The 20,759-nt window shown below is 67.3% G+C and carries 16 protein-coding genes; 9 read left to right on the plus strand and 7 right to left on the minus strand.

Annotation, left to right across the window (positions count from 1 at the left end; genetic code table 11):
• Positions 1-894 carry a TIGR01777 family oxidoreductase gene (locus AC1DN2_RS11745; protein WP_476850445.1) on the minus strand — a complete coding sequence of 298 codons (894 nt, stop codon included), beginning with the start codon at positions 892-894 and terminating at the stop codon, positions 1-3.
• A gap of 74 nt (positions 895-968) precedes the next feature.
• Here AC1DN2_RS11745 and AC1DN2_RS11750 point away from each other — a divergent pair, with 74 nt between their 5' ends.
• On the plus strand, positions 969-4,556 hold the full coding sequence (locus AC1DN2_RS11750) for a S41 family peptidase (protein WP_476850446.1): 3,588 nt from the start codon (positions 969-971) through the stop codon (positions 4,554-4,556).
• Between the two features lie 108 nt (positions 4,557-4,664).
• Here AC1DN2_RS11750 and AC1DN2_RS11755 read toward each other — a convergent pair whose 3' ends face one another.
• The gene (locus AC1DN2_RS11755; RefSeq protein WP_026266249.1) at positions 4,665-5,093 is read right to left on the minus strand and encodes an OsmC family protein; all 429 of its coding nucleotides are present in this window, start codon (positions 5,091-5,093) and stop codon (positions 4,665-4,667) included.
• A 134-nt stretch (positions 5,094-5,227) separates the two neighbouring features.
• Between AC1DN2_RS11755 and AC1DN2_RS11760 the strand changes: the two genes are divergently transcribed.
• Positions 5,228-5,611: a VOC family protein gene (locus AC1DN2_RS11760; RefSeq protein WP_476850447.1), complete on the plus strand. Its 384-nt coding sequence runs from the start codon at positions 5,228-5,230 to the stop codon at positions 5,609-5,611.
• 88 nt (positions 5,612-5,699) lie between these two features.
• On the opposite strand, the gene AC1DN2_RS11765 is transcribed toward AC1DN2_RS11760, so the two are convergent.
• The 4 genes from AC1DN2_RS11765 to AC1DN2_RS11780 all read right to left on the minus strand — a co-directional run bounded on the left by AC1DN2_RS11765 (position 5,700) and on the right by AC1DN2_RS11780 (position 11,241).
• Positions 5,700-6,050, minus strand: a complete 351-nt coding sequence (locus tag AC1DN2_RS11765; RefSeq protein WP_018772389.1) for a hypothetical protein — start codon at positions 6,048-6,050, stop codon at positions 5,700-5,702.
• Between the two features lie 151 nt (positions 6,051-6,201).
• Complete coding sequence (gene sucB / locus AC1DN2_RS11770) at positions 6,202-7,935, minus strand: 2-oxoglutarate dehydrogenase, E2 component, dihydrolipoamide succinyltransferase (protein ID WP_476850448.1); 1,734 nt, start codon at positions 7,933-7,935, stop codon at positions 6,202-6,204.
• 126 nt (positions 7,936-8,061) lie between these two features.
• On the minus strand, positions 8,062-9,447 hold the full coding sequence (gene lpdA / locus AC1DN2_RS11775; protein ID WP_018772391.1) for a dihydrolipoyl dehydrogenase: 1,386 nt from the start codon (positions 9,445-9,447) through the stop codon (positions 8,062-8,064).
• 267 nt (positions 9,448-9,714) lie between these two features.
• Positions 9,715-11,241, minus strand: a complete 1,527-nt coding sequence (locus AC1DN2_RS11780; RefSeq protein WP_476850449.1) for a leucyl aminopeptidase — start codon at positions 11,239-11,241, stop codon at positions 9,715-9,717.
• A gap of 374 nt (positions 11,242-11,615) precedes the next feature.
• Between AC1DN2_RS11780 and AC1DN2_RS11785 the strand changes: the two genes are divergently transcribed.
• From AC1DN2_RS11785 to AC1DN2_RS11815, 7 genes are all read left to right on the plus strand, one after another.
• Positions 11,616-12,554, plus strand: a complete 939-nt coding sequence (locus AC1DN2_RS11785) for a proteasome assembly chaperone family protein (RefSeq protein ID WP_476850450.1) — start codon at positions 11,616-11,618, stop codon at positions 12,552-12,554.
• A gap of 34 nt (positions 12,555-12,588) precedes the next feature.
• Positions 12,589-13,920, plus strand: coding sequence for an MFS transporter (locus AC1DN2_RS11790; protein WP_476850451.1), 1,332 nt, complete (start codon positions 12,589-12,591; stop codon positions 13,918-13,920).
• Between the two features lie 114 nt (positions 13,921-14,034).
• Entirely contained in the window at positions 14,035-15,294 is a 1,260-nt protein-coding gene (locus AC1DN2_RS11795; RefSeq protein ID WP_476850452.1) for a sensor histidine kinase, read from the plus strand.
• Positions 15,291-15,947: a response regulator gene (locus tag AC1DN2_RS11800; protein WP_476850453.1), complete on the plus strand. Its 657-nt coding sequence runs from the start codon at positions 15,291-15,293 to the stop codon at positions 15,945-15,947. Before AC1DN2_RS11795 ends, AC1DN2_RS11800 begins: the two co-directional genes overlap by 4 nt.
• A 90-nt stretch (positions 15,948-16,037) precedes the next feature.
• Positions 16,038-16,916: a hypothetical protein gene (locus AC1DN2_RS11805; protein WP_476850454.1), complete on the plus strand. Its 879-nt coding sequence runs from the start codon at positions 16,038-16,040 to the stop codon at positions 16,914-16,916.
• Positions 16,917-17,091: 175 nt separating this feature from the next.
• Entirely contained in the window at positions 17,092-18,573 is a 1,482-nt protein-coding gene (locus AC1DN2_RS11810) for a DUF4192 family protein (protein WP_476850455.1), read from the plus strand.
• A gap of 284 nt (positions 18,574-18,857) precedes the next feature.
• Positions 18,858-20,195 carry an RNA polymerase sigma factor gene (locus AC1DN2_RS11815; protein WP_018772396.1) on the plus strand — a complete coding sequence of 446 codons (1,338 nt, stop codon included), beginning with the start codon at positions 18,858-18,860 and terminating at the stop codon, positions 20,193-20,195.
• Positions 20,196-20,452: 257 nt separating this feature from the next.
• Here the strand turns inward: AC1DN2_RS11815 and AC1DN2_RS11820 are convergent, their stop codons facing one another.
• Positions 20,453-20,674 (minus strand): DUF7455 domain-containing protein, encoded by a 222-nt coding sequence (locus AC1DN2_RS11820; protein WP_476850456.1) that lies wholly within the window; start codon positions 20,672-20,674, stop codon positions 20,453-20,455.
• Between the last annotated feature and the right edge of the window lie 85 nt (positions 20,675-20,759).

Below are 20,759 nucleotides of genomic sequence, written 5' to 3' on the forward strand. Positions count from 1 at the left end.
CTAGCCCCGCCCTGCCACCCAGGCGGCGGCCCCGGCGAGGGACGGGTGCTTCCAGGCGAAGCTGTTTTCCGCCAGGACGGCCGGCTCCAGCCGCTGGCTCGCGAGCAGCAGTTCTTCGGCGAGATCGCCCATCACCAGCCGCAGCACCGGGGCCGGTACCCGCAGCGCCGCCGGCCGGTGCAGCGCCCTGGCCAGTTGCGTGATCAGGGAATTCACATCTGCGGCTTCGGGGGCGCAGACGTTGACCGGCCCGGACACGGGCGCCGAGAGAAGGAAGGAAAAGGCGGCGGCCACATCCGGCAGAGTGATCCACGGCCAGAACTGCCGGCCATCGCCGAGCGGGCCGCCGACACCCAGGCGCAGCAGCGGCAACAGCCGGCCCAGTGCGCCGCCGGAACGGCTCAGGACGACGCCGGTGCGGGGCGTGACCACCCGGACTCCGGCAGGCGCCTCATGCGCCGCGGCCTCCCAGTCGACGCAGATCCGGGACAGGGTGCCGGTGCCGGCCGGCGCGTTCTCGCGCAGCACCGCCGTACCGGCGTTGCCGTAGTAACCGGAGGCCGACTGGCTCAGGAACACGGCGGGCGGCGCGTCGGTGCGCGCCATGGCGGCCGCGAGGGTCCGGGTAGCCCCCAGCCGGGAGGCGCGGAGCTCGTTGACCCGTGCCTTGGTCCAGGGCCGGTCGCCGATTCCGGCGCCGGAGAGGTTGACCACCGCGTCCGCGCCCTTCAGTGCGGTGTCGTCGATCCGGCCGGCAGCCGGGTCCCACTGGAACTCGGCTGGGGACGCAGGGGCACGCCTGACCAGGGCGACGACGTCGTGCCCCTCGCTGCGCAGTGCACCCGAAAGGGCAGTTCCGATCAGCCCGGAGGCCCCGGCAATAAGGATTCGCATGATCCATCTCACCATGCCCGGCACGGCCGCGAAACCTCCCGGGCCGTAAGGACCGTTGTGGCTATGATCGAACGATGACCCCCTCGAGTTACTTCCGTTTCCCGCATCTGCACGGCGATCTGGTCACCTTTGTGGCCGAGGACGACGTCTGGATTGCACCCGTGGGCGGGGGCCGCGCCTGGCGCGTATCCTCCCTGCAATTGCCGGCCCGCAACCCGCGCTTCACCCCCGACGGCAAGCGTCTGGTCTGGACCGTCGTCCAAGGGACTGCCCCGGAAGTCGTCACGGCCAACGTCGACGGCGGCGGCTACAGCCAGTTGAGCTACTTCGGCCACCCTTCCACCCGGGTCAAGGGTTTCACCCCCGACGGCGACGTCCTGGTGACCAGCGCGTTCCGCCAGTCCGACAGCCGTCACACCCACGCCTACAGCCTCCCCGTGACCGGCGGCTGGGCGCAGGAACTCCCGTTCGGCCCGGTCGAGTCGGTGGCCTTCGGCCCCGTCGTCGGCGATGAACGCCCAGTGGTGCTCGCCAGTGTCCTGTCACGTGAGCCAGCCTGGTGGAAGCGCTACCGCGGCGGCGCCGCCGGCAAGCTGTGGATCGACGCAGACGGAAACGGTGAATTCGTCCGGCTCGCTGCCGCGCTGGACGGAAACCTCACGGACCCCCTGTGGGTCAAGGGACGGATCGCGTTCCTGTCCGACCACGAGGGTTACGGAAACCTCTATTCCGTCCTGCCCAACGGCAGCGACCTGCGGCGCCACACGGACCACGAGGACTTCTATGTCCGCCACGCCGCCACCGACGGCGAACGCGTGATCTTCGAATCGGCCGGTGAGCTCTGGCTGCTGCCCAGCCTCGACGCCGAGGCCGTCAAGCTCGACATTGTGCTCGGTTCCGCCTCGCAGGCGCGCCGGCCCGCCGCGCTGAAGCCCTCGAAGCACCTTGGCGACGTCGTACCGGACCGCACGGGCGCGTCCAGTGCCGTCGAATCCCACGGAACCGTCCACTGGCTGCGGCACAAGGACGGCCCTTCCCGCGTCCTCGAGGCCACCCCGGGCGTCCGGGCACGGCTGCCCCGGCCCTTCGGCGAGGGCCGGATCGCCTATGTCGCCGACCACGACGGCGTCGAGGCCCTGTACCTGAAAGCCATTGCGGCGCCCCTGGCCGGAGCGGCTGCGGCAGCATCGAAGGCCCCGCAGCCGGCCGTGCAGTCCGCTGCCGAGTCAACGGCCCGGCCCGCTGCTTCCGCCGAGGACGCAGGCATGCAGTTGCCGAAGCCGGTGTCCGCCGCCGCGCTGACCGGCGCAGGATCAATCCCCGCCGCTGCAAACGGTTCCGTGTCCGGCCCGGTCACAGCGGCCCCGGCTGCAGCAGACGCAGCCGGCTCCATCTCCGGCTCCGAGCCCGACCGGGCCAGTGCGGGCGCCGCCGTGGAGGCCGCGCCTGCCGCCGATGAGCTGACGCGGATCGACTTCCCCAAGCCCAGCCGGACCAGCGCCATCGAAGCCAGCCCGGACGGGCGCTGGCTCGCCGTCGGCACGGCGTTCGGTGATATCTACCTTGCCGACACCCGCACGGGCACGATATCCCAGCTGAGCAGCATCGGTGAGGGCAGCATTGAGGGATTCACCTGGTCCCCGGACTCCGCGTGGCTCGGCTGGTCCGAGCCGGTCACGTCCTTCGGGTCCCGCAGCCGGCTCCGGATCACCCGGATCGACGGCGGCACTGGAGCTGCGATCATTGACGTCACCGACGGCCGGTTCCGCGACGAGTCACCGTCGTTCACCCCGGATGGCAAATACCTCGCCTTCCTCTCCAACCGCAGTTTCGACCCGGTCTACGACGGGCACTCCTTCGATCTGTCCTTCCCGAGCCCGATCAAGCCGTACCTCGTCGCCCTCGCCGCCGACACACCTTCGCCCTTCGGCCCGAGCGTCGACCTCCACGCCGACGCCGACGCCGAGGCAGGTGCCGCCGGAACAGCGGGTGCTGCGTCCGGGCCGCAGCCGGCGGCCAAACCCGTGCCGTCCGTGCGGGTCGACGCCGAGGGCCTGGCCCACCGCGTCATCGGGGTCCCGGTGCCGCAAGGCAACTACGCCGGACTCACCGCCGTCGCCGGCGCCCTGCTCTGGCTGGACAGCGAGCTCGCCGGCGCCACCGGTGAGGGCCGGGCCAGCCTCGAGGACAAGGGCGCGGCGCCGAGCCTGGTCCGCTACGACCTGGCCAAGCGCCGCACCGCCACGATCGTTGAGGCCCTGGACAGCTACCGGCTCTCCGGCGACGGCGAAAAGGTCGTGTTCATCCAGGACAAGCAGATCCGCGTGGCGCCGGCCGCCGCCAAGGCCGATGAGGACTCCGGCCAGCTGGTCAAGGTGGACCTTGGCCGGATCCGGGTGCAGCTGGACCCACTCAGTGTGTGGGGCCAGGCCTTTGACGAGGCCTGGCGGCTCCAGCGCGACTTCTTCTGGACCGAGGACATGGCCGGCCAGGACTGGGAGTCCGTCCACGCCCGCTACCGCCCGGTGGTGGAACGCCTCGGCTCCCATGACGACCTGGTGGACCTGCTGTGGGAGCTGCACGGCGAGCTCGGCACCTCCCACGCCTACGTCCGGCCTGTGGCCGCTGTCGAGAACGGCAGCAGCCCGCAGGGCCGCCTCGGCGCGGACCTGGGGTTCACCGGCGAGGGGTGGGAAATCACCCGCATTCTGGCGGGGGAGTCCTCTGACCCGCTGGCCACTTCGCCGCTGACCCGTCCCGGCGCCGACGCCAAGCCGGGCGACGTCCTGCTGGCGATCGACGGCGTCGAACTGACACAAACGCGGACCCCGGCAATGCAGCTGGTCGGCGCGGCCGGCCGCGCCGTGGAACTTACCCTGCGCAATGGCGCCGGCCATGGTGCGGCCGCGGGCGCCCAGCGCCGCGTGGCCGTGGTCCCGGTCAAGGACGAGGAGCGCCTGCGCTACCAGGAATGGGTCTCCGGCAACCGGCGAACTGTCCGGGAAGCCTCGAACGGGACGTTCGGCTACCTGCACATCCCGGACATGATGGCCAACGGCTGGGCACAACTCCACCGCGACCTCGACACCGAAACGGCCCTGGACGGGCTGATCGTCGATGTCCGGCGCAACCGCGGCGGCCACACCTCCCAGCTCGTGGCCGAACTCATCGGGCGCAAGGTCACCGGCTGGAGCATGCCGCGCGGGGAAAAGCCGCGGACGTACCCGCACCACGCTCCCCGCGGACCGGTCATCATTCTCACCGATGAGTTCGCGGGCTCCGATGGCGACATCATCACGCAGGTCTCCAAGCTGCGGGGGATCGGGCCCGTCATTGGCACCCGCACCTGGGGCGGCGTCGTCGGGATCGACAACCGCTTCGCGCTGGCCGACGGCACCGGCGTCACCCAGCCGCGCTACGCCACCTGGTTCGCCGGTGGCGTTGGCTGGGGCGTGGAAAACTTCGGCGTCACCCCGGATATCGAGGTGACCTTCCCGCCGCACGCCTACGCCGCCGGAACCGACCCGCAGCTGGAGTACGGCATCGGGGCGCTGAAGGAAATGATCCAGGAACTGCCCACGGACCGTCCGCCGCTGCGCGAGGGTTACCGCCGGGTCCGGCCCGCCCCGCTGCCTGCGCGCCGGCAGGCCGGCCAGGCCTAGGCGCTCCCGGGCGCGGCCCGCACAGACGGTCCGCGCAGGACAGATGGCAAGGCCCCCGCCACCCTGGACATCCAGGGCGGCGGGGGCCTTCGTCGTACTGCGGCCGGGCTAGGAGGCCAGGGTGGCGTCCAGGGTGATCTCGATGCCGGTCAGGGCAGCGGAGACGGGGCAGCCGGTCTTGGCTTCCTCGGCCAGCCGCTGGAAATCATCGGCGGAAATGCCGGGGACGCGCGCGGCCAGGGTGAGGTGGCTGCCGGTGATCCCGGTACCGGGCTGGAAGGTCACGTCGGCCTTGGTGTTGATCTCCTCGGCCGTGTGGCCGGCCTGGGCCAGGGCGTTGCTGAACGCCATCGAGAAGCACGCGGAGTGCGCTGCCGCAATGAGCTCCTCGGGGCTGGTCTTGCCCTCGGCGGCCTCGGCGCGCGCCTTCCAGGTGACGTCGAAGTTGCCCAGCCCGGAGCTGTCCAGGGTGGTGTTGCCGGCGCCTGTCATCAGGTCGCCATTCCATACAGTGTGTGCGGTGCGTGTTGTAGCCATGTCCACTCCTCGACGTCGTTGTGAATCAGGGGTCCGGCTGGTGCCGGAGCCTGCCGTGATCAATCCTAGGGATTCTGTGCGGCCGCCGCACGGGGGTTCCGCTGTCAGAGGATTGTGACCCGTACAGTGTCGTCATGGAACTTACCGAAGATGCGCAGGTGCCAGGGGCGCCCGTGGCGCGTATCGCCACGATTATGGTCAACGCCGTCGATGCCGGGCGCCTGGCCCAGTTCTGGGCCGACTTGTTGGGCACGGCGGTCTCCTCGCGCTTCGAGCAGTTCGTCTGGCTGGAACCCGCCGGCACCGGAGGCCCGCAGCTGGCCTTCCAGCAGGTCCAGGACCCCACGGAGGGCAGGCGGCGCCTGCACCTGGACATCCATGGGCCCGACCCTGCGGCGTTGCGCGCCCGCGCCGAGTCCCTCGGTGCCCGGTTCGTGGAGGGCAATGACATCGGCGACTTCCACTGGGATGTCATGCAGGATCCCGAGGGCAACGAATTCTGCATCGCCGGCGACTGACAAGCCGGTTTAACGGCGGCAGTTAAACGACGGCGGCGCCGCACCCCGGCGGGGGAGCGGCGCCGTCATGGCCGGTGCAGTCAGCCGGTTACTGCCACAGGGTCGCGATCGCGACGTTGAGCAGTGCCAGGCCGCCAACGCTGTTCGCGAGGCCCTTGCTGATCGGCTCGCCCTTCTTGTACTTGCGGCGGCCAATGAAGGCCAGGACGCCGACGATCAGGGCGATGACAAGCTTGACGCCGAGCTTGGCGTAGTTGGCGTTCATGTCCAGGGCCGGGATCAGCCCCATCATGATGATGCCCGTGATCAGCTGCAGCATCGCGCCGTCGAACTGGCGCGGGTGGACGGTGGGCTTCTTCATCTGGCCGATCCAGATGCCGACAATCATGGCGGCGCCGATGATGTGCAGAAAGACCATGACGTTATAGACGATGTTCATGGCATCAGTGTAGCCAGAGTCTTCTACGCACCGTAGTAGGACCCGCCGCGGCCCCGGGGCGGAACAGCAAAACGGCGACGGCGGCACGGGCGCCCGGTGGTTTCCCACCGGAGCCCGCACCGCCGTCGCCGTCGGTGTGCGCTTTTAGACCCTAGAGTCCGAGGTCGGCCTCGAAGGCGCCTTCCTCAAGGCGTGCCTTCAGCGTCTGCAGGAAGCGTCCTGCGTCGGCGCCGTCGACCAGGCGGTGATCGTACGTCAGGGAGAGGTACATCATCGAACGGATGGCCAGCGAGTCATCGCCGTTCTCGTCGGCGACCACTACGGCCCGCTTGACGATCGCGCCGGTGCCGAGGATGGCAACCTGCGGCTGGTTGATGATCGGGGTGTCGAACAGGGCACCCACCGAACCGATGTTGGTGATGCTGAAGGTGCCGCCGGAAAGCTCGTCCGGGCCGATCTTGCCGTTGCGGGTGCGGTCGGCGACGTCGGCGATCTTGCCGGCCAGGCCGGCCAGGTTCAGGTTGCCGGCGTCCGAGATGACCGGAACCAGCAGGCCCTTGTCGGTGTCCACCGCAATCGCCAGGTGCTCGGCGTTGTGGTACGTGATCTCCTGCTTGTCCTCGTCGTAGGAGGCGTTGACCTTCGGGTGCTGCTTCAGGGCCTCGGCAACAGCCTTGGCGATGAAGGGCAGGAAGGTCAGCTTGGAGCCGTTCTGGGCCTGGAAGGAGTTCTTGGCCTTGGCGCGCAGCTTGGCAACCTTGGTCATGTCGACCTCATGGACCTGGGTCAGCTGGGTGGAGATGTCCAGCGACTCGCGCATGCGGCGGGCAATGACCTGGCGGATGCGCGGGGCCTTCTGCACGGTGCCGCGCAGCGAGGACGCTGCGCCTGCGGATGCCGCGGCTGCCGGCGCAGATGCGGCGGGGGCTGCCGCGGGTGCGGCTGCGGCCGGTGCTGCCTTTGCCTCGGCAGCTGCCAGCACGTCCTGCTTGCGGATGCGGCCGCCGACGCCGGTGCCGGTGAGGGCCGCGATGTCGACGCCCTGCTGGTTGGCCAGCTTGCGGACCAGGGGAGTGACGTAGCCGGACTCTGCCGGTGCGGCAGCTGCTGCCGCAGGCGCGGGAGCTGACGGAGCAGCCGCTGCGGGAGCTTCCTGCTTGGGAGCTTCCTGCTTGGGAGCCTCCGGTGCTGCTGCCGGTGCGGGGGCGGCCGGCGCTTCCTGCTTGGGAGCTGCCGGTGCTGCTTCCTGCTTGGGGGCCGCGGCGGGCGCCGGTGCGGCCGGTGCCGCGGCGCCGGAACCGATGACGGCCAGGACGGAGCCGACCTCGGCCGTCTCGTCCTCGTTGACGCGGATTTCCAGAAGGGTTCCGGCAACCGGGGACGGGATTTCGGTGTCGACCTTGTCGGTGGAAACCTCGAGCAGCGGCTCGTCGACCTCTACGGTGTCGCCGATGCTCTTCAGCCAGCGGGTCACAGTGCCTTCGGTGACGCTTTCACCCAGGGCAGGCAGCGTGACGTCGTGTCCTTCCCCCGCTGGAGCAGAATCCGGAGCGGCGGCAGGGGCCTCGGCGGCCGGAGCCTCCGCGGGAGCCTCTTCTGCGGCCGGCGCAGCTGCGGCGGGAGCCGGTGCCTCTGCGGGGGCGGCCTCGCCGGAGCCGATGCGGACCAGCGGGGCGCCAACTTCAGCGGTCTCGTCCTCGGCGACGAGGATTTCCTCGATCACGCCGGCGATCGGAGAGGGGATCTCGGTGTCGACTTTGTCGGTGGAGACTTCGAGCAGCGGCTCGTCCACCTCTACCCGGTCACCGACCTGCTTGAGCCAGCGGGTGACGGTTCCTTCGGTGACGCTCTCACCGAGGGCGGGCAAGTTAACGGATTCAGACATGTCGTCCCCGTTCTCCTTATTGATCTTTAGTGCGGATGATTGCTGCCTTGGTCGAGCTTAGTGCACCCGGCTTTTCGGGCCGGGTGCACCAGGCTCTGAGTTCATGCGATGGTGCGGGCGGAGCTGCTAGCCGTGGAGGGGCTTGCCCGCCAGCGCCAGATGCGCCTCGCCCAGGGATTCGTTCTGGGTGGGGTGGGCGTGGACCAGCTGGGCCACGTCCTCCGGGTAGGCTTCCCAGTTCACGATCAGCTGTGCTTCACCGATCTGCTCGCCCATGCGGGCGCCGATCATGTGGACGCCGACCACGGGGCCGTCCTTCTGGCGGACCAGCTTGACCAGGCCGGACGTGCCCAGGATGGAGCTCTTGCCGTTGCCGGCCAGGTTGTATTCCTGGGTCTGGATCTGGTCCTCGCCGAACTTCTCCTTGGCGGCCTTCTCGCTGTAGCCGACAGTGGCGATCTCGGGTTCGGAGTAGGTGACCTTGGGGATGTTGACGTCCTCGACGATGACCGGCTTCAGGCCGGCGATCTCTTCGGCGACGAAGATGCCCTGCTGGTAGCCGCGGTGCGCCAGCTGCACGCCGGGGACGATGTCGCCGACGGCGAAGATGTTGCCGACGCCGGTGTGCAGGCGCTCGTTGGTGATGACGAAGCCGCGGTCGATCGTGATCCCGGCCTCTTCGTAGCCGAGGTTCGCCGTGACGGGGCCGCGGCCCACAGCAACAAGCAGGAGGTCGGCCTCGAAGGTCTTGCCGTCCACGAGGGTGACCTTGACGCCGTCGTCGTTCTGCTCGACGCCCTGGAAGAAGACACCGGTGGAGAACTTGATGCCGCGCTTCTTGAAGGCGCGCTCGAAGGCCTTGACGATCGTGGCGTCCTCGTTCGGAACCAGCGACGGGAGGCCTTCGACGATCGTGACGTCGACGCCGAAGGACTTCCAGACCGAGGCGAACTCGACGCCGATTACGCCGCCGCCCAGGATGATCGCGCTCTTGGGGATGTAATCCATGGTGAGGGCTTCGTCGGAGGTGATGACTTTGCCGCCGATTTCCAGGCCCGGCAGGGTGCGGGAGTAAGAGCCGGTCGCGAGGACAATGTTCTTGCCCTTGTACGCGGTGCCGTTCACGACGACGGTGTCGGTGCCCTGAAGCTTGCCTTCACCCTCAATGACGGTGATGCCCTTCTTGCCCTTGATCAGACCCTGCAGGCCCTTGAACTTGCCGGCAATGATGCCGTCCTTGTAAGCGTTGACAGCCGTGATGTCGATGCTGTCAAGGGTCACGTTGACGCCGTACTTGGCCGAGTCGCGGGCGTGGTCCGCCAGCTCTGCCGAGTGCAGCAGGGCCTTGGTGGGGATACAGCCGTTGTGGAGGCACGTGCCGCCGAGCTTGCCCTTTTCGATGAGGCCGACGGTGAGGCCAAGCTGGACAGCACGCAGTGCGGTGGCGTAGCCGCCGCTGCCGCCGCCGAGTACCAGGATGTCGAATTCTTGCGCAGTTGCCTGATCGGCCACTAAAACGCTCCCTCGCGTGAACGATGACACGAGAGTACGCATCATCTGGTCTTGGAACCTGTCTGCTGTGATTGTGCCAGCCGGCCGGTTCCCTTTCATTTGTGACTACTACATTGGGGTCTGCTTCTGGGAAACAAGGTTTACCTTAGCGAACCACTAATACATGCTCCACCTTGCCATGGCGTTTGTGGAGCGCTTGTGTCCAGTGTCACGCGCCTTTGTGGCCGGGAAGGCATCGCCGCCCCGGCCACAAAGCCGCGATGCGCGCTAGACGGTCTTGGTGAGGATGTCCTCGACGTAGGCCACCAAGGTGCGGACGGTGCAGCCCGTGCCCTGTTTGTGGTTGTAGCCGTAGGGGCTGCCGTTATTAAACGACGGGCCGGCGATGTCGATGTGCGCCCACGGGATCTGTTCCCCGTCCTTGCCCTTGCCAACGAACTCGCGCAGGAAGACGGCCGCCGTCATCATGCCGCCGTGGCGTTCGCCAATGTTGGCGATGTCGGCGACCTGGGAGTCGAGGCTGGCCCGGAGTTCTTCCGGCAGCGGCATGGGCCAGACGAGCTCGCCGGCCCGGTCCGCGGCGGTCTTGATGGCGCCGGTGAGGGAGTCGGAACCCATCACGCCGGCCGTGCGGTCGCCCAGAGCAATGAGCTGGGCGCCGGTGAGGGTTGCGACGTCGATGATGGCGTCCGGGAATTCCTGGCTGGCGGCGACGATGCCATCGGCCATGACCAGGCGACCCTCGGCGTCGGTGTTGAGGACCTCGACGGTCTTGCCGCCGAACATCGTCAGGACGTCCGCCGGGCGCTGTGCAGCGCCGGAGGGCATGTTCTCGGCGATGCAGAGCCACGCGGTCGCCCTGACGGGCAGCCCGAGGCCCGCGAGGGCCAGGACGGTGTTGAGGACGACGGCGGCACCCGCCATGTCGGACTTCATGTCACCCATGCCCAGGGCCGGCTTGATGGAGATGCCGCCCGTGTCAAAAGTGATGCCCTTGCCCACGAGGGCAATCTTGGCCGTGGCCTTCGCCGGGGCGTATTCGACCTTTACGAGGCGAGGCTGCCGGGTGGAGCCCTTGCCGACGCCGAGAATGCCGCCGAAGCCCTCCTTCTCAAGACGCTTCTCGTCCCAGACGGTCACCTTCACCGGCAGGCCCTTGGACAGTTCCTTGGCGGCATCGGCGAAGGACTCGGGGTAGAGGTGGCTCGGCGGCTGGTTGACCAGCGTGCGGGTCGCGTTCACGGCCGTGCCGATCAGGGATGCCCGGTTCAGGACCGGCGCCAGCGCCTTGTCCGTGGCGAAGTCGGTGCGGATGATGACGTTCTTCACCGGATCCTTGAGCCCGTCCTTGGAGGACCGGAACTCCGTATAGGAGTAGGCGCCCATCGCGGCGCCCTCGGCGACCGCCGCGACCTCGGCCAGGGTGGTGGTGGGCAGGGCAAGGGTGACGGTGGCGACGCCGGCCAGCTGGCGGACGGCCGAGCCGGCGGCGCGGCGCAGTGCCTCCTCGGAGAGCGGCTGCGTGGCGGAAAGCTTGCCGACGCCGGCGAGCAGCAGGATGGTCGCTCCCGCCTCGGGCAGGCCGGGCAGCCGGTGAGCCTGGTCCGCCGCGCCGGTGATGCCAAGAACGCTCAGTGATTCCGCCAGGGCCTCCGCGGCCTTGGCCGTCAGCGGATTGTCGAGCAGTACGGGGCCGTCAGGACCCTGTCCGACGCCGATGACGAGGGCATCGCTGGGGGACTTCTTCAAATCCCCTGCGACTGCACTAAGTTTGACTTCACTATTCTTGACCACGAGGACAGTCCTCAATTCTCTGTGATGGTTCTCGGTGATATTCGGCAGGAACTGCATGTTTGGCGTCCTGCCACGGATCCCGGGGCGCCGTCGGTCTGGGACGCAACCCGGTGTCTGCAAAACAAGCCCTAGGGCCATCACCGATCGTAGTCTCTCGACCGTGCGGAAATTCAATCGAATGAGAGCTGGAGCACACCCCGGGCAGGAATTAGCCCGGGCGCCGGGGCGTTGTACTGGTAGAGACGCTGCGGAGCGGTGAGTGCTCCATGGGACTGGCCGGCAGGATCCGCCTGACTGGCCGTTCTGCCAGGCACCGCCCGAATGGCGGATTGCGCCCGCTTCTCCCACCGCCGCCATCGTGAAAGGAACACGCCGTGATTGAACGGATTTCCGGCTCTTTGCTGGATCCCCAGTCGCTCTATATCCGTGATGACGCGCTGTTCTCCAGCACCGAACTGCGCGGACTCAACCTCGTCATGGGGTTCACCGGCTTCGCCGACGCGGGCCACGTGGTCCGGCAGATCACCGCTGAACTGCTGGACACGCTCGATACCGAGATGATCGCCGAGTTCGACGCCGACCAGCTGATCGACTACCGGTCCCGGCGCCCGCAGGTCAGCTTCGTCGAGGACCACCTGCAGGACTACCAGGCACCGAGCCTGGCCCTCTACCGGCTGGTCGACGGACTGGGCAGCCCGTTCCTGCTCCTCGCGGGGTTCGAGCCGGACCTGCAATGGGAGCGCTTCGCTCGCGCCGTCGTCGGCCTCGTCGAAGAGCTCGACGTCAACCTCGTCACCTGGATCCATTCGATCCCGATGCCCGTGCCCCACACCCGGCCGGTCGGTGTGACCGTGCACGGCAACCGGCCGGAGCTGATCGAGGGAATCTCGGTCTGGAAGCCCACGGTGGAGGTGCCGGCCGCGGTGGGCCACATCCTGGAGCTGCGGCTGACGGAGGCCGGCCGGAACATCGCCGGCTATGTGATCCATGTGCCGCACTACCTGGCCGAAGCCGAGTACCCCACGGCCGCCGTGGCCGGGCTCGAGTACCTGGGCGCGGCAACGTCGCTCATGCTGCCGACCGATCGTTTGCGCGAGGCGGGACGCGAGGTGGGCCGGCAGATAGCCGAGCAGATCGAGGCATCCGAGGAGGTTCAGCAGGTGGTCTCACGGCTGGAGACCCGGTACGACGAAAAGGCCGAGGGGACGGTCCGGAGGTCGCTGCTGGCTGATGAGAACGACCAGCTCCCCAATGCCGACGCCCTTGGTGCCGCCGTCGAGGCGTACCTGGCCCGTAAAGAACCCGGCGAATAAATACTATTTATCATGAACCGGGCATAATGGGGGAGTGACCTCTCCCCGCGCCTGGCTGATCTGGATCGTCGGGATCTTCGCCTATCTCGTGGCGGTCAGCCAACGGACCTCGTTCGGGGTGGTCGGCCTGGAGGCAACGGAACGCTTCCACGCCAGCGCCGCGGAGATCTCCTTCTTCACCGTGCTGCAGCTGCTGGTTTATGCGGCGCTGCAGATTCCCGTGGGCATTCTGGTGGACCGGTTCGGCTCCCGCGCGATGCTGGCGGGCGGTGGTGTCCTGATGGGACTCGGCCAGCTTCAGCTGGCGTTTGCCGACAACATACCCGGCGGAGTCCTGGGACGCGTCCTGGTGGGCGCCGGTGACGCCATGACGTTTATTTCCGTCATCCGGCTCATCCCGCTCTGGTTCGCCCCGGGGCGCGTCCCGCTCCTGACGCAGCTGACCGGCATGTCCGGCCAGCTCGGCCAGCTCTTCAGCGTGGTGCCGTTCGCCATGATCCTGCACTCCGCGGGGTGGACCCCGGCCTTCCTGACGCTCGCCGCGATGTCCGGCCTCGCCGTCGTGCTGGTCCTGATCCTGCTCCAGGACCTTCCACCCGGGCACCCCCCACCGGCACAGTCCCAAGGGCTGCGCGCCACCGGCATTTCGCTGGGTCACGCCTGGCGGCAACCCGGGACCCGGCTCGGGCTGTGGAGCCACTTCACCGTCCAGTTCAGCGGCACGGTTTTTGCCATGACGTGGGGCTACCCTTTCCTGATTTCGGCCGAGGGGCTGGACCGCGGCACGGTCTCGGCCCTCATGGCGCTGTACGTCGCCGGCGCCATCGCCGCCGGACCGCTGATGGGCAGATTCGTTGCCCGGCATCCGCTGCGGCGCTCCACCATGGTGCTGCTCATTTCCGGATGCACCGCTGCCGCCTGGGCGGCAGTTCTGCTGGTGCCGGGACGCGCGCCGCTCTGGCTCTTGGCCGTGCTGGTGGTGACCCTCGCCGTCGGCGGCCCCGGTTCCATGATCGGCTTCGATTTCGCCCGGACCTTCAACCCGGCCCACCGGCTCGGCACCGCCACCGGGATCGTCAACGTGGGTGGCTTCATCGCCGCGCTCGTGTCCATTTACCTGATCGGGCTGGTGCTCGACGTCCTGCATGCCACCGGGTTCTCGCAGGGGGAGCTCTACGGCCTGGATCCGTTCCGCGTGGCCCTGAGCGTGCAGTTCCTGCTGCTGGCCGGGGGAGCAGGAGCCATCGTGGTGACCCGGCGGAAGGTCCGGCGCCAGATGGCGGCCCAGGGAGTCATGGTTCCACCGCTGCTCAAGTCCCTGGCCGAGCAGCGCAGGCTGGTCGCGGAGCGCCGCCGCACGCCCTGAATATGTGGTGGGCCGGGCTGATCGGTCATCCGTATGGCTGAAGTTGTTCATTATCGGGGTTGAACTAACTCAGAACGAGCGTTGGAGATGTGGACGCCAGCTTAGGGTGAAGGCATGTTCAAACCGATCCAGTCTCTGAGGCTCCTCGCGGCACCGGCCACGTCCGTGCTGCTTCTGGGGACTCTCTTTATCCTGGAGGAGCGACATTTCGACCAGAACAGCGCCCTTCTGTTGGCGCTCCTGACCGGCGTCGCTGTGGCCGAGGTCCTGCCGGCCGCTGCCGTGGGGCTGGTTTTCGCCGCCTTGGCCCTGCAGAGCCTGAAGGTTTTCCCGTTGGTCTTTCTCTCGGGCGTGCTGAGCTACGCTGTCGTTCCGGTGGTCATCTTTGTCGCCGTCATCGGCTGGAAAGCCCGGAACCGGTGGGTCCTCCCCGTTGCTGCTGTCGTATTTGCCGGCATCATCACCGTCAACTGGTTCACCGACCAGACCTGGATCAACATCATCTTCGCCAGCCCGATCTACGGCAGGGGATTACTGCGAACCCTCACCTACGCCTTTCTGATCTTTGGAGCCTTCGCCGCCGTGAACCTCGCCGCCTGGGCCGTCGGTGTGGCAGTAAACAACGCCTCGAGGAGCCGAAGGGCGCAGCTCGCGGCGGAAACACGGCTGCGGGAGACCGCGACCGAACTCGCCATCGAACAAGAACGCAACAGAATCGCCGGGGAGCTCCACGACGTCCTGGCACATTCACTGACAGTCATCGTGGCCCAGGCCGACGGAATACGCTTCATCCACCGCACAGAACCGGAAACCGTGGAAGAAGCATCCAAGGTCATCGCCGAATCGGCGAGGACCGCCCTTGTCGAAACGCGCCGGCTCATCGAAGGCTTCTCCACGGAGCTCAGCAACCAACCGACTCACAAAATTGAAGACCTGGTGATTCTTGCCGACCGTCTGAGCTCCAGCGGCATGGCGGTCACGATCGAAACGACGGGCCAGCCATGGGACATGACCGCCGCCCAGCAGCTAACGGTCTACCGCCTGGCGCAGGAAAGCCTCACAAACGCCTTCAAGCACGGAGACCGGAGCCAGGGTACGCACCTGCACCTGGTGTGGACGGCAGGATCCCTTGAGCTCCGCATCAACTCCTCGCTGATCACCAGCCCGGCCGCGACGACAAAGGCCACCCCATCGGGCCGCGGGATAGCAGGAATGAAAGCCCGCGCCGCAGCCGCCGGCGGATGGGTGGAAACAGTCCGCGGCGAAGAGACCTTCGAAGTACTGGCCTTCCTCCCGTCGGCCGGACCTAGGCAGCAGGCAGCGGCCGCCTCCAACGGGCCCCGCCTGCGCTCATTGGAGGGAGCACAACCATGACGACCACACCGATCCGGATTGCCCTGGCCGATGACCAGCCGCTGTTCAGCGCCGGGCTCAAAATGATTCTGCGCAGCCAGGCGGACATGGACCTTGTCGGCGAAGCCGTCAACGGAGAGGCCGCCGTCGAACTCGTGCAGGAGACCTCCCCTGATGTGCTCCTCATGGACATCCGCATGCCTGTCATGGACGGCATCACGGCCACACGGACGATCCTGGAAAAGTCCACTGGAACTGCCACCAAAATCATCGTGCTGACCACGATCCAGCATGACGAAGCCGTCGTCCGAGCCATCCAGGCCGGCGCCGCCGGTTTCCTGACCAAAGACACCACACCGGACTTCCTGCTGGCCGCCATCCGAACGGTTCACTCGGGGCACTCAGTCATCGCTCCGGCCATCACCAACGAACTGCTACGCGACTACACCACGCCCTCTTCCGGGAACGACGCCGCGCTGGCAGACCTGTCCGGAAGGGAGCGCGACGTGTTTCTCCGTACCGCCAAAGGGCTGGGAAACGCCGAAATCGCGGCCTCACTGGTACTCAGCGAAGCCACTGTGAAATCCCACGTCGGCAGCATCCTGGCGAAACTGAAGCTGAAGAACCGCATCCAGCTCGTCGCCTTCGCTTACGAAAACAACGTCCTCAACTAGCCCTCACAACAGCACCGCCCCACCCTCCGACGCCGTCCCAATACGGGAAGGACAGCCACCGCTTTGCCCAAAACAACCGAAGGAGCCACCATGAAAAAGAAGATTTTCGGCGCTGCCGTGCTGATCGTAGGCACCGGCGCCGCCCTGGCCGCGGCCGCCATCCCGGCCGCGTCGGTCGCCGCGTCCCCGGAGCCCGTCCCAGGGATCATCCGCCAGGCAGAGGCCTACGCCTCAACAGATCCGATAGCCGAAAAGGGCATGCAGGAGGCTGTCCGCCGCTGCATGGCCAAGGCCGGCTTCGACTACACACCGCCCGCCTCCGAGACGACTATGGACCTCAACGGAGCCATCGGATTCAAACGGCTCACGGTCGACGCCGCCAAAGCCAGCGGCTACGCCAGCACCCGACCGCAGGGACCTCACGAGCCGGCTCCCGGGTCCGCAGACGGCAAACTCTTCGCCAATCCAGCCTTCACCAAGGCACTCACCGGGCCCGGGGACACCGCGTCAATGACCACGGTGGACGGTATGGGAACGTCCTCCGGCGGATGCCGCGGCGAAGCCATGACACAGATCTACGGCAGCGCGGAAAACTACATGCTCGCCACCGGCATCGCCTCCAATTGGTTTTTCCCGGCCGCCCTGTCCGCCTCCGGCGACTCGGGCATTACCAAAGCAGTCGCTGACTGGGCGGCCTGCATGAAGGAAACCCCTTACGCCTCGTTTTCTAACCCGGGGCAGGCCGCCGATGCCGGTAAAACTGCGGGCGGCCAGGAAGAGTTCAGAATCGCCGTGACCGACGCCGTCTGCCGGGACAAGACCGGGTTCCACGCTGCCCTGGACAAAGTCCTGGACAAATACCTGACAACCCGCATGCAGGAACTCGCCCCGCAGATCGCGAAGGTCAAAGAGATTCGCCGCGCCGCGGACGCGAACGCGGCAACGGTGGAGGCCACTGCATCGAAATAGTGCGGTTTAGTGCGGTTTGGCGAAAGGCCGGCGTCCTGTCAGCATTCGGGGGGCGGGGGGAGGACACCGCCCGTTGGCGCTGGTTCCGCCATAGTGGTTCCGACTTCGTCGCGGTTATCCACATAGCGCAACCCGGTACTGTCGCCGGGGACGCAGCCGCCGCGAAGCTGGACTTATGACAGCTCCCGATCACCTGAGAATTACCGGCCCCGAAGACATTCTGGGCTTCATCCCGCACTCCCTCGGTTACTGGCCGGAAGACAGCCTCGTGGCCATGACCTTGCAGGGCAAACGCCTCGGAGCCACCTTGCGGGTCGACCTCCCCGTGCCCGGAGGCGGCTCAGGCCGGAGGGACATGCTGGCCGGTTTTGCCCGGAATGTCGTGGCCTATCTGCAGGCGGACGACGCGGCTGACGGTTCGCTGCTGGCCTTCTTCACTGACGCTGAGGCCGGCGCCGACACGCAGACGGACAGCGCCGGCGACGGCCATGCGTGGGCGGACCTGCTCAAAGAACTCGAGCTCGCCCTTGAGGCAGCCGGATTGCCCGTGAGGGACGCCTGGATTATCGGTACTGAGTTCTGGCGCAACGCAGACTGCAGCGATCCGGAATGCTGTGGGATGCCCGGCCGTCCGGTCGAACAGATCAGGAACAGCAGGCTCAACGCCGAGATGGTCTACCGCGGCAGCAGCGTCGGCGCGGTCCCCGGCGTCCAGGGGACCACCCCGGCGCCGCTGCCGGTGGACCCCGCGGTGAGCCTTGCCGAGTGCGGCTGGGCGGAGCAATTCTCTCCTCGACGGCGGGACCGGGCCCAATTCGACCAGGTCCTCGACGTCTGGATGATGGCCATGCAGGCCGCCATTGGCCAGGAGCACCTTCCTGTCCCCACCGCGGGTGACGTGGCTAGGGGTGCCGTCCCCGACCCCGGAACCACCGACGCCGGGACCGAMGCCGGAACCACCGGCTCCGGGACCGACGCCGGAACCACCGGCTCCGGGACCGACGCCGGAACCACCGGCTCCGGGACCGACGCCGGAACCACCGGCTCCGGGACCGACGCCGGAACCACCGGCTCCGGGACCGAGATGGCGGCCGCCGGACGGTCTGCGGCCGAACGCGGCGCCGAGGACTTCGGTATCTTCGACCCGGACCCCGGGTCCGCCGCTTTCCCCGATAACACGCCCGCCTCACGGCTCCGACCCACGCCCAGCCCCCTGCCGGGTCCAATGTCCGGCCGCACTTCCCGGTCCAAGTCCGCTCCGCGGATACCCCTGCCGGTGGCACCCGGCAGCGGCGGGTCCGCCGGCGGCGCCGTGCCTGCAGCCGGGGCTGTTCCCGGTTACGGGGAAGTCCTGCTCGGACTGGCGCCGTCGGTTCCGGACTGGACCCTGATGGTCGGGCTCGAGCGGGTCCTGGAACGGCTTGGCCGTCTTGGTGACGGGGAGGCAACGGCAGCCGCCGTGACGGCGCGGGGCTGGATCGAATGGTGCCGTGGCCGCGGCTCCTACGCCGACGCGCTCTACCGGCAGGCCTTGCAGGGCCAGCCGGGGTACAGGCTCGCGGAACTGCTGGCAGAGCTTGGCCGGCGCGGCACCCTTTGCGGCTGGGCTGCCAGGCGGGAGGCGGCCTGGCAGAAGTTTGCCCCGGACGCGGCATGAGGTCCTGACGCGGCGGGCGAAGCCGCCGCGATATCGTCGACCCGGCGTCGCGAAAGGCACCCGGCCTGAAAACCGTGAGACAATGGTTGCCGAGACCCGGTTGGGTCCGTGTATCAAGTGCCCTAAATGTTCCTTGGAAACAGGGAACATTAAGGCCGCGCCAGCAGTTCTACTAAGTGGCTCTGCTGGTCGTGGTTGCACCTGATGTTGAACACGGACTTGACAGGGTCATAGTGGTGTTGCCCGTATGGTGATTCCGCAGACCGCAGCTAGAAAGGTTTTCAGTGACCCCGTCTTCCGCGAAGAAGGAACCCGCCGACCAGGCCGAATTGTCCCCTGAGGAGAAGAAGGCGGCGACCAACGCCAAGCGCGCCGCCACGCGCGCAGCCAACAAGGCTGTCAAGGACGCCGCTTCCGCAGAGGGTGGCGACACCGTAACCGGAGTCGCCAAGCCTGAGCCCAAGAAGCGCGGGCCCAAGCCCGGCGCCAAAGCCGCGGCAGAAGCCGCCGGCAACTCTGCCAGTACGTCTGACGATGACGTCGACGCCGAAGAGGATCTCGACGACATCACGCCCGACGCCGCCGAGCTCGGCGACGAAGTAGAAGGCGAGGAAGTCGCCGGCAAGGCCGCGGCCACCACCGGCTCCGGCTTCGTCTACTCCGACGCCGACGACGACGACGCTCCGGTGCAGCAGGTTATGTCTGCCGGCGCGACCGCCGACCCCGTCAAGGACTACCTGAAGCAGATCGGCAAGGTCGCCCTGCTGAATGCCGAACAGGAAGTAGACCTGGCCCTGCGGATCGAGGCCGGTCTCTTCGCTGAAGAAAAGATCGCCGCCGACGACGGCACCATGGACCCGAAACTCAAGCGCGAGCTCGAATTCGTCATCCACGACGGCAAGCGCGCCAAGAACCACCTGCTGGAGGCCAACCTCCGCCTCGTCGTCTCGCTGGCCAAGCGCTACACCGGGCGCGGCATGCTGTTCCTGGACCTGATCCAGGAAGGCAACCTGGGCCTGATCCGTGCGGTGGAGAAATTCGACTACACCAAGGGCTTCAAGTTCTCCACCTACGCCACCTGGTGGATCCGCCAGGCGATCACCCGCGCCATGGCTGACCAGGCCCGCACCATCCGCATCCCGGTGCACATGGTGGAAGTCATCAACAAGCTGGCCCGCGTCCAGCGCCAGATGCTGCAGGACCTCGGTCGCGAACCCACCCCGGAGGAGCTGGCCCTCGAACTCGACATGACCCCGGAAAAGGTCGTGGAGGTCCAGAAGTACGGCCGCGAGCCCATCTCGCTGCACACCCCGCTTGGCGAGGACGGCGACTCCGAATTCGGCGACCTCATCGAGGACTCCGAAGCCGTGGTTCCCGCGGATGCCGTGAGCTTCACCCTGCTGCAGGAACAGCTGCACTCGGTGCTGGATACGCTCTCCGAGCGCGAAGCCGGCGTGGTAGCGATGCGCTTCGGCCTTACCGACGGCCAGCCGAAGACTTTAGACGAAATCGGCAAGGTCTACGGTGTGACACGTGAGCGCATCCGCCAGATCGAATCCAAGACCATGTCCAAGCTGCGGCACCCGTCGCGCTCACAGGTCCTGCGCGACTACCTGGACTAAGCGCCACTGGTCGCAGACCGGGTAAAGGTTCTCAGCAATGCGGGGTCTCTTCCCGCCCGTCCTCACCGGAGGAACGGGCAGGAAGGGACCCCGCATTGCTTTTTGCCGCCGCAGCCGGGTGCACGGCACTTAACCGAACCGGCACCTGACGAAACAGCACTTAACGAATCAGGGCCCCTCCGGTATGGAGGGGCCCTGATGCAGTGGTCTCAGGTCGCCCGGAACCCTGTAGGGCGACGGGCTGAAGCCGGTGCGGTCTAGTCGACCGGAACCGGGGCCTTCTGGTGAAGGCGGTCAGTCTCATCATGCCAGTCTGAACTGAGCGGCTTGAGTGTCGATTCTACGGCGCGTGCGTGGTGGCCGCAGAAAAGAAGCTCACCGCCGGAGGCACCGAGAACAACTCGGACATATGCCTGTGCTCCGCAACGATCGCACCGGTCTGCGGCGGTCAGTGTGCGGTCCGCAACTGCTGTTGTCATGTTCGGCCTCCTTAGTAGATCGGTATACCTATATAACCAGCATTCGTGGCCAAACCATGGCACGGATGGCCTACTTTCGCTGTCC

It is taken from the genome of Arthrobacter sp. 01L42, from assembly GCF_056400005.1.

Bases quoted from the DNA above. Each gene is read 5' to 3' on its own strand.
- AC1DN2_RS11805 (WP_476850454.1), top strand. From the start codon at position 16,038: ATGAAAAAGAAGATTTTCGGCGCTGCCGTGCTGATCGTAGGCACCGGC.
- AC1DN2_RS11795 (WP_476850452.1), top strand. From the start codon at position 14,035: ATGTTCAAACCGATCCAGTCTCTGAGGCTCCTCGCGGCACCGGCCACG.
- sucB (WP_476850448.1), bottom strand. From the start codon at position 7,935: ATGTCTGAATCCGTTAACTTGCCCGCCCTCGGTGAGAGCGTCACCGAA.
- AC1DN2_RS11765 (WP_018772389.1), bottom strand. From the start codon at position 6,050: ATGAACATCGTCTATAACGTCATGGTCTTTCTGCACATCATCGGCGCC.
- AC1DN2_RS11745 (WP_476850445.1), bottom strand. From the start codon at position 894: ATGCGAATCCTTATTGCCGGGGCCTCCGGGCTGATCGGAACTGCCCTT.
- AC1DN2_RS11760 (WP_476850447.1), top strand. From the start codon at position 5,228: ATGGAACTTACCGAAGATGCGCAGGTGCCAGGGGCGCCCGTGGCGCGT.
- AC1DN2_RS11750 (WP_476850446.1), top strand. From the start codon at position 969: ATGACCCCCTCGAGTTACTTCCGTTTCCCGCATCTGCACGGCGATCTG.
- AC1DN2_RS11800 (WP_476850453.1), top strand. From the start codon at position 15,291: ATGACGACCACACCGATCCGGATTGCCCTGGCCGATGACCAGCCGCTG.
- AC1DN2_RS11820 (WP_476850456.1), bottom strand. From the start codon at position 20,674: ATGACAACAGCAGTTGCGGACCGCACACTGACCGCCGCAGACCGGTGC.
- AC1DN2_RS11755 (WP_026266249.1), bottom strand. From the start codon at position 5,093: ATGGCTACAACACGCACCGCACACACTGTATGGAATGGCGACCTGATG.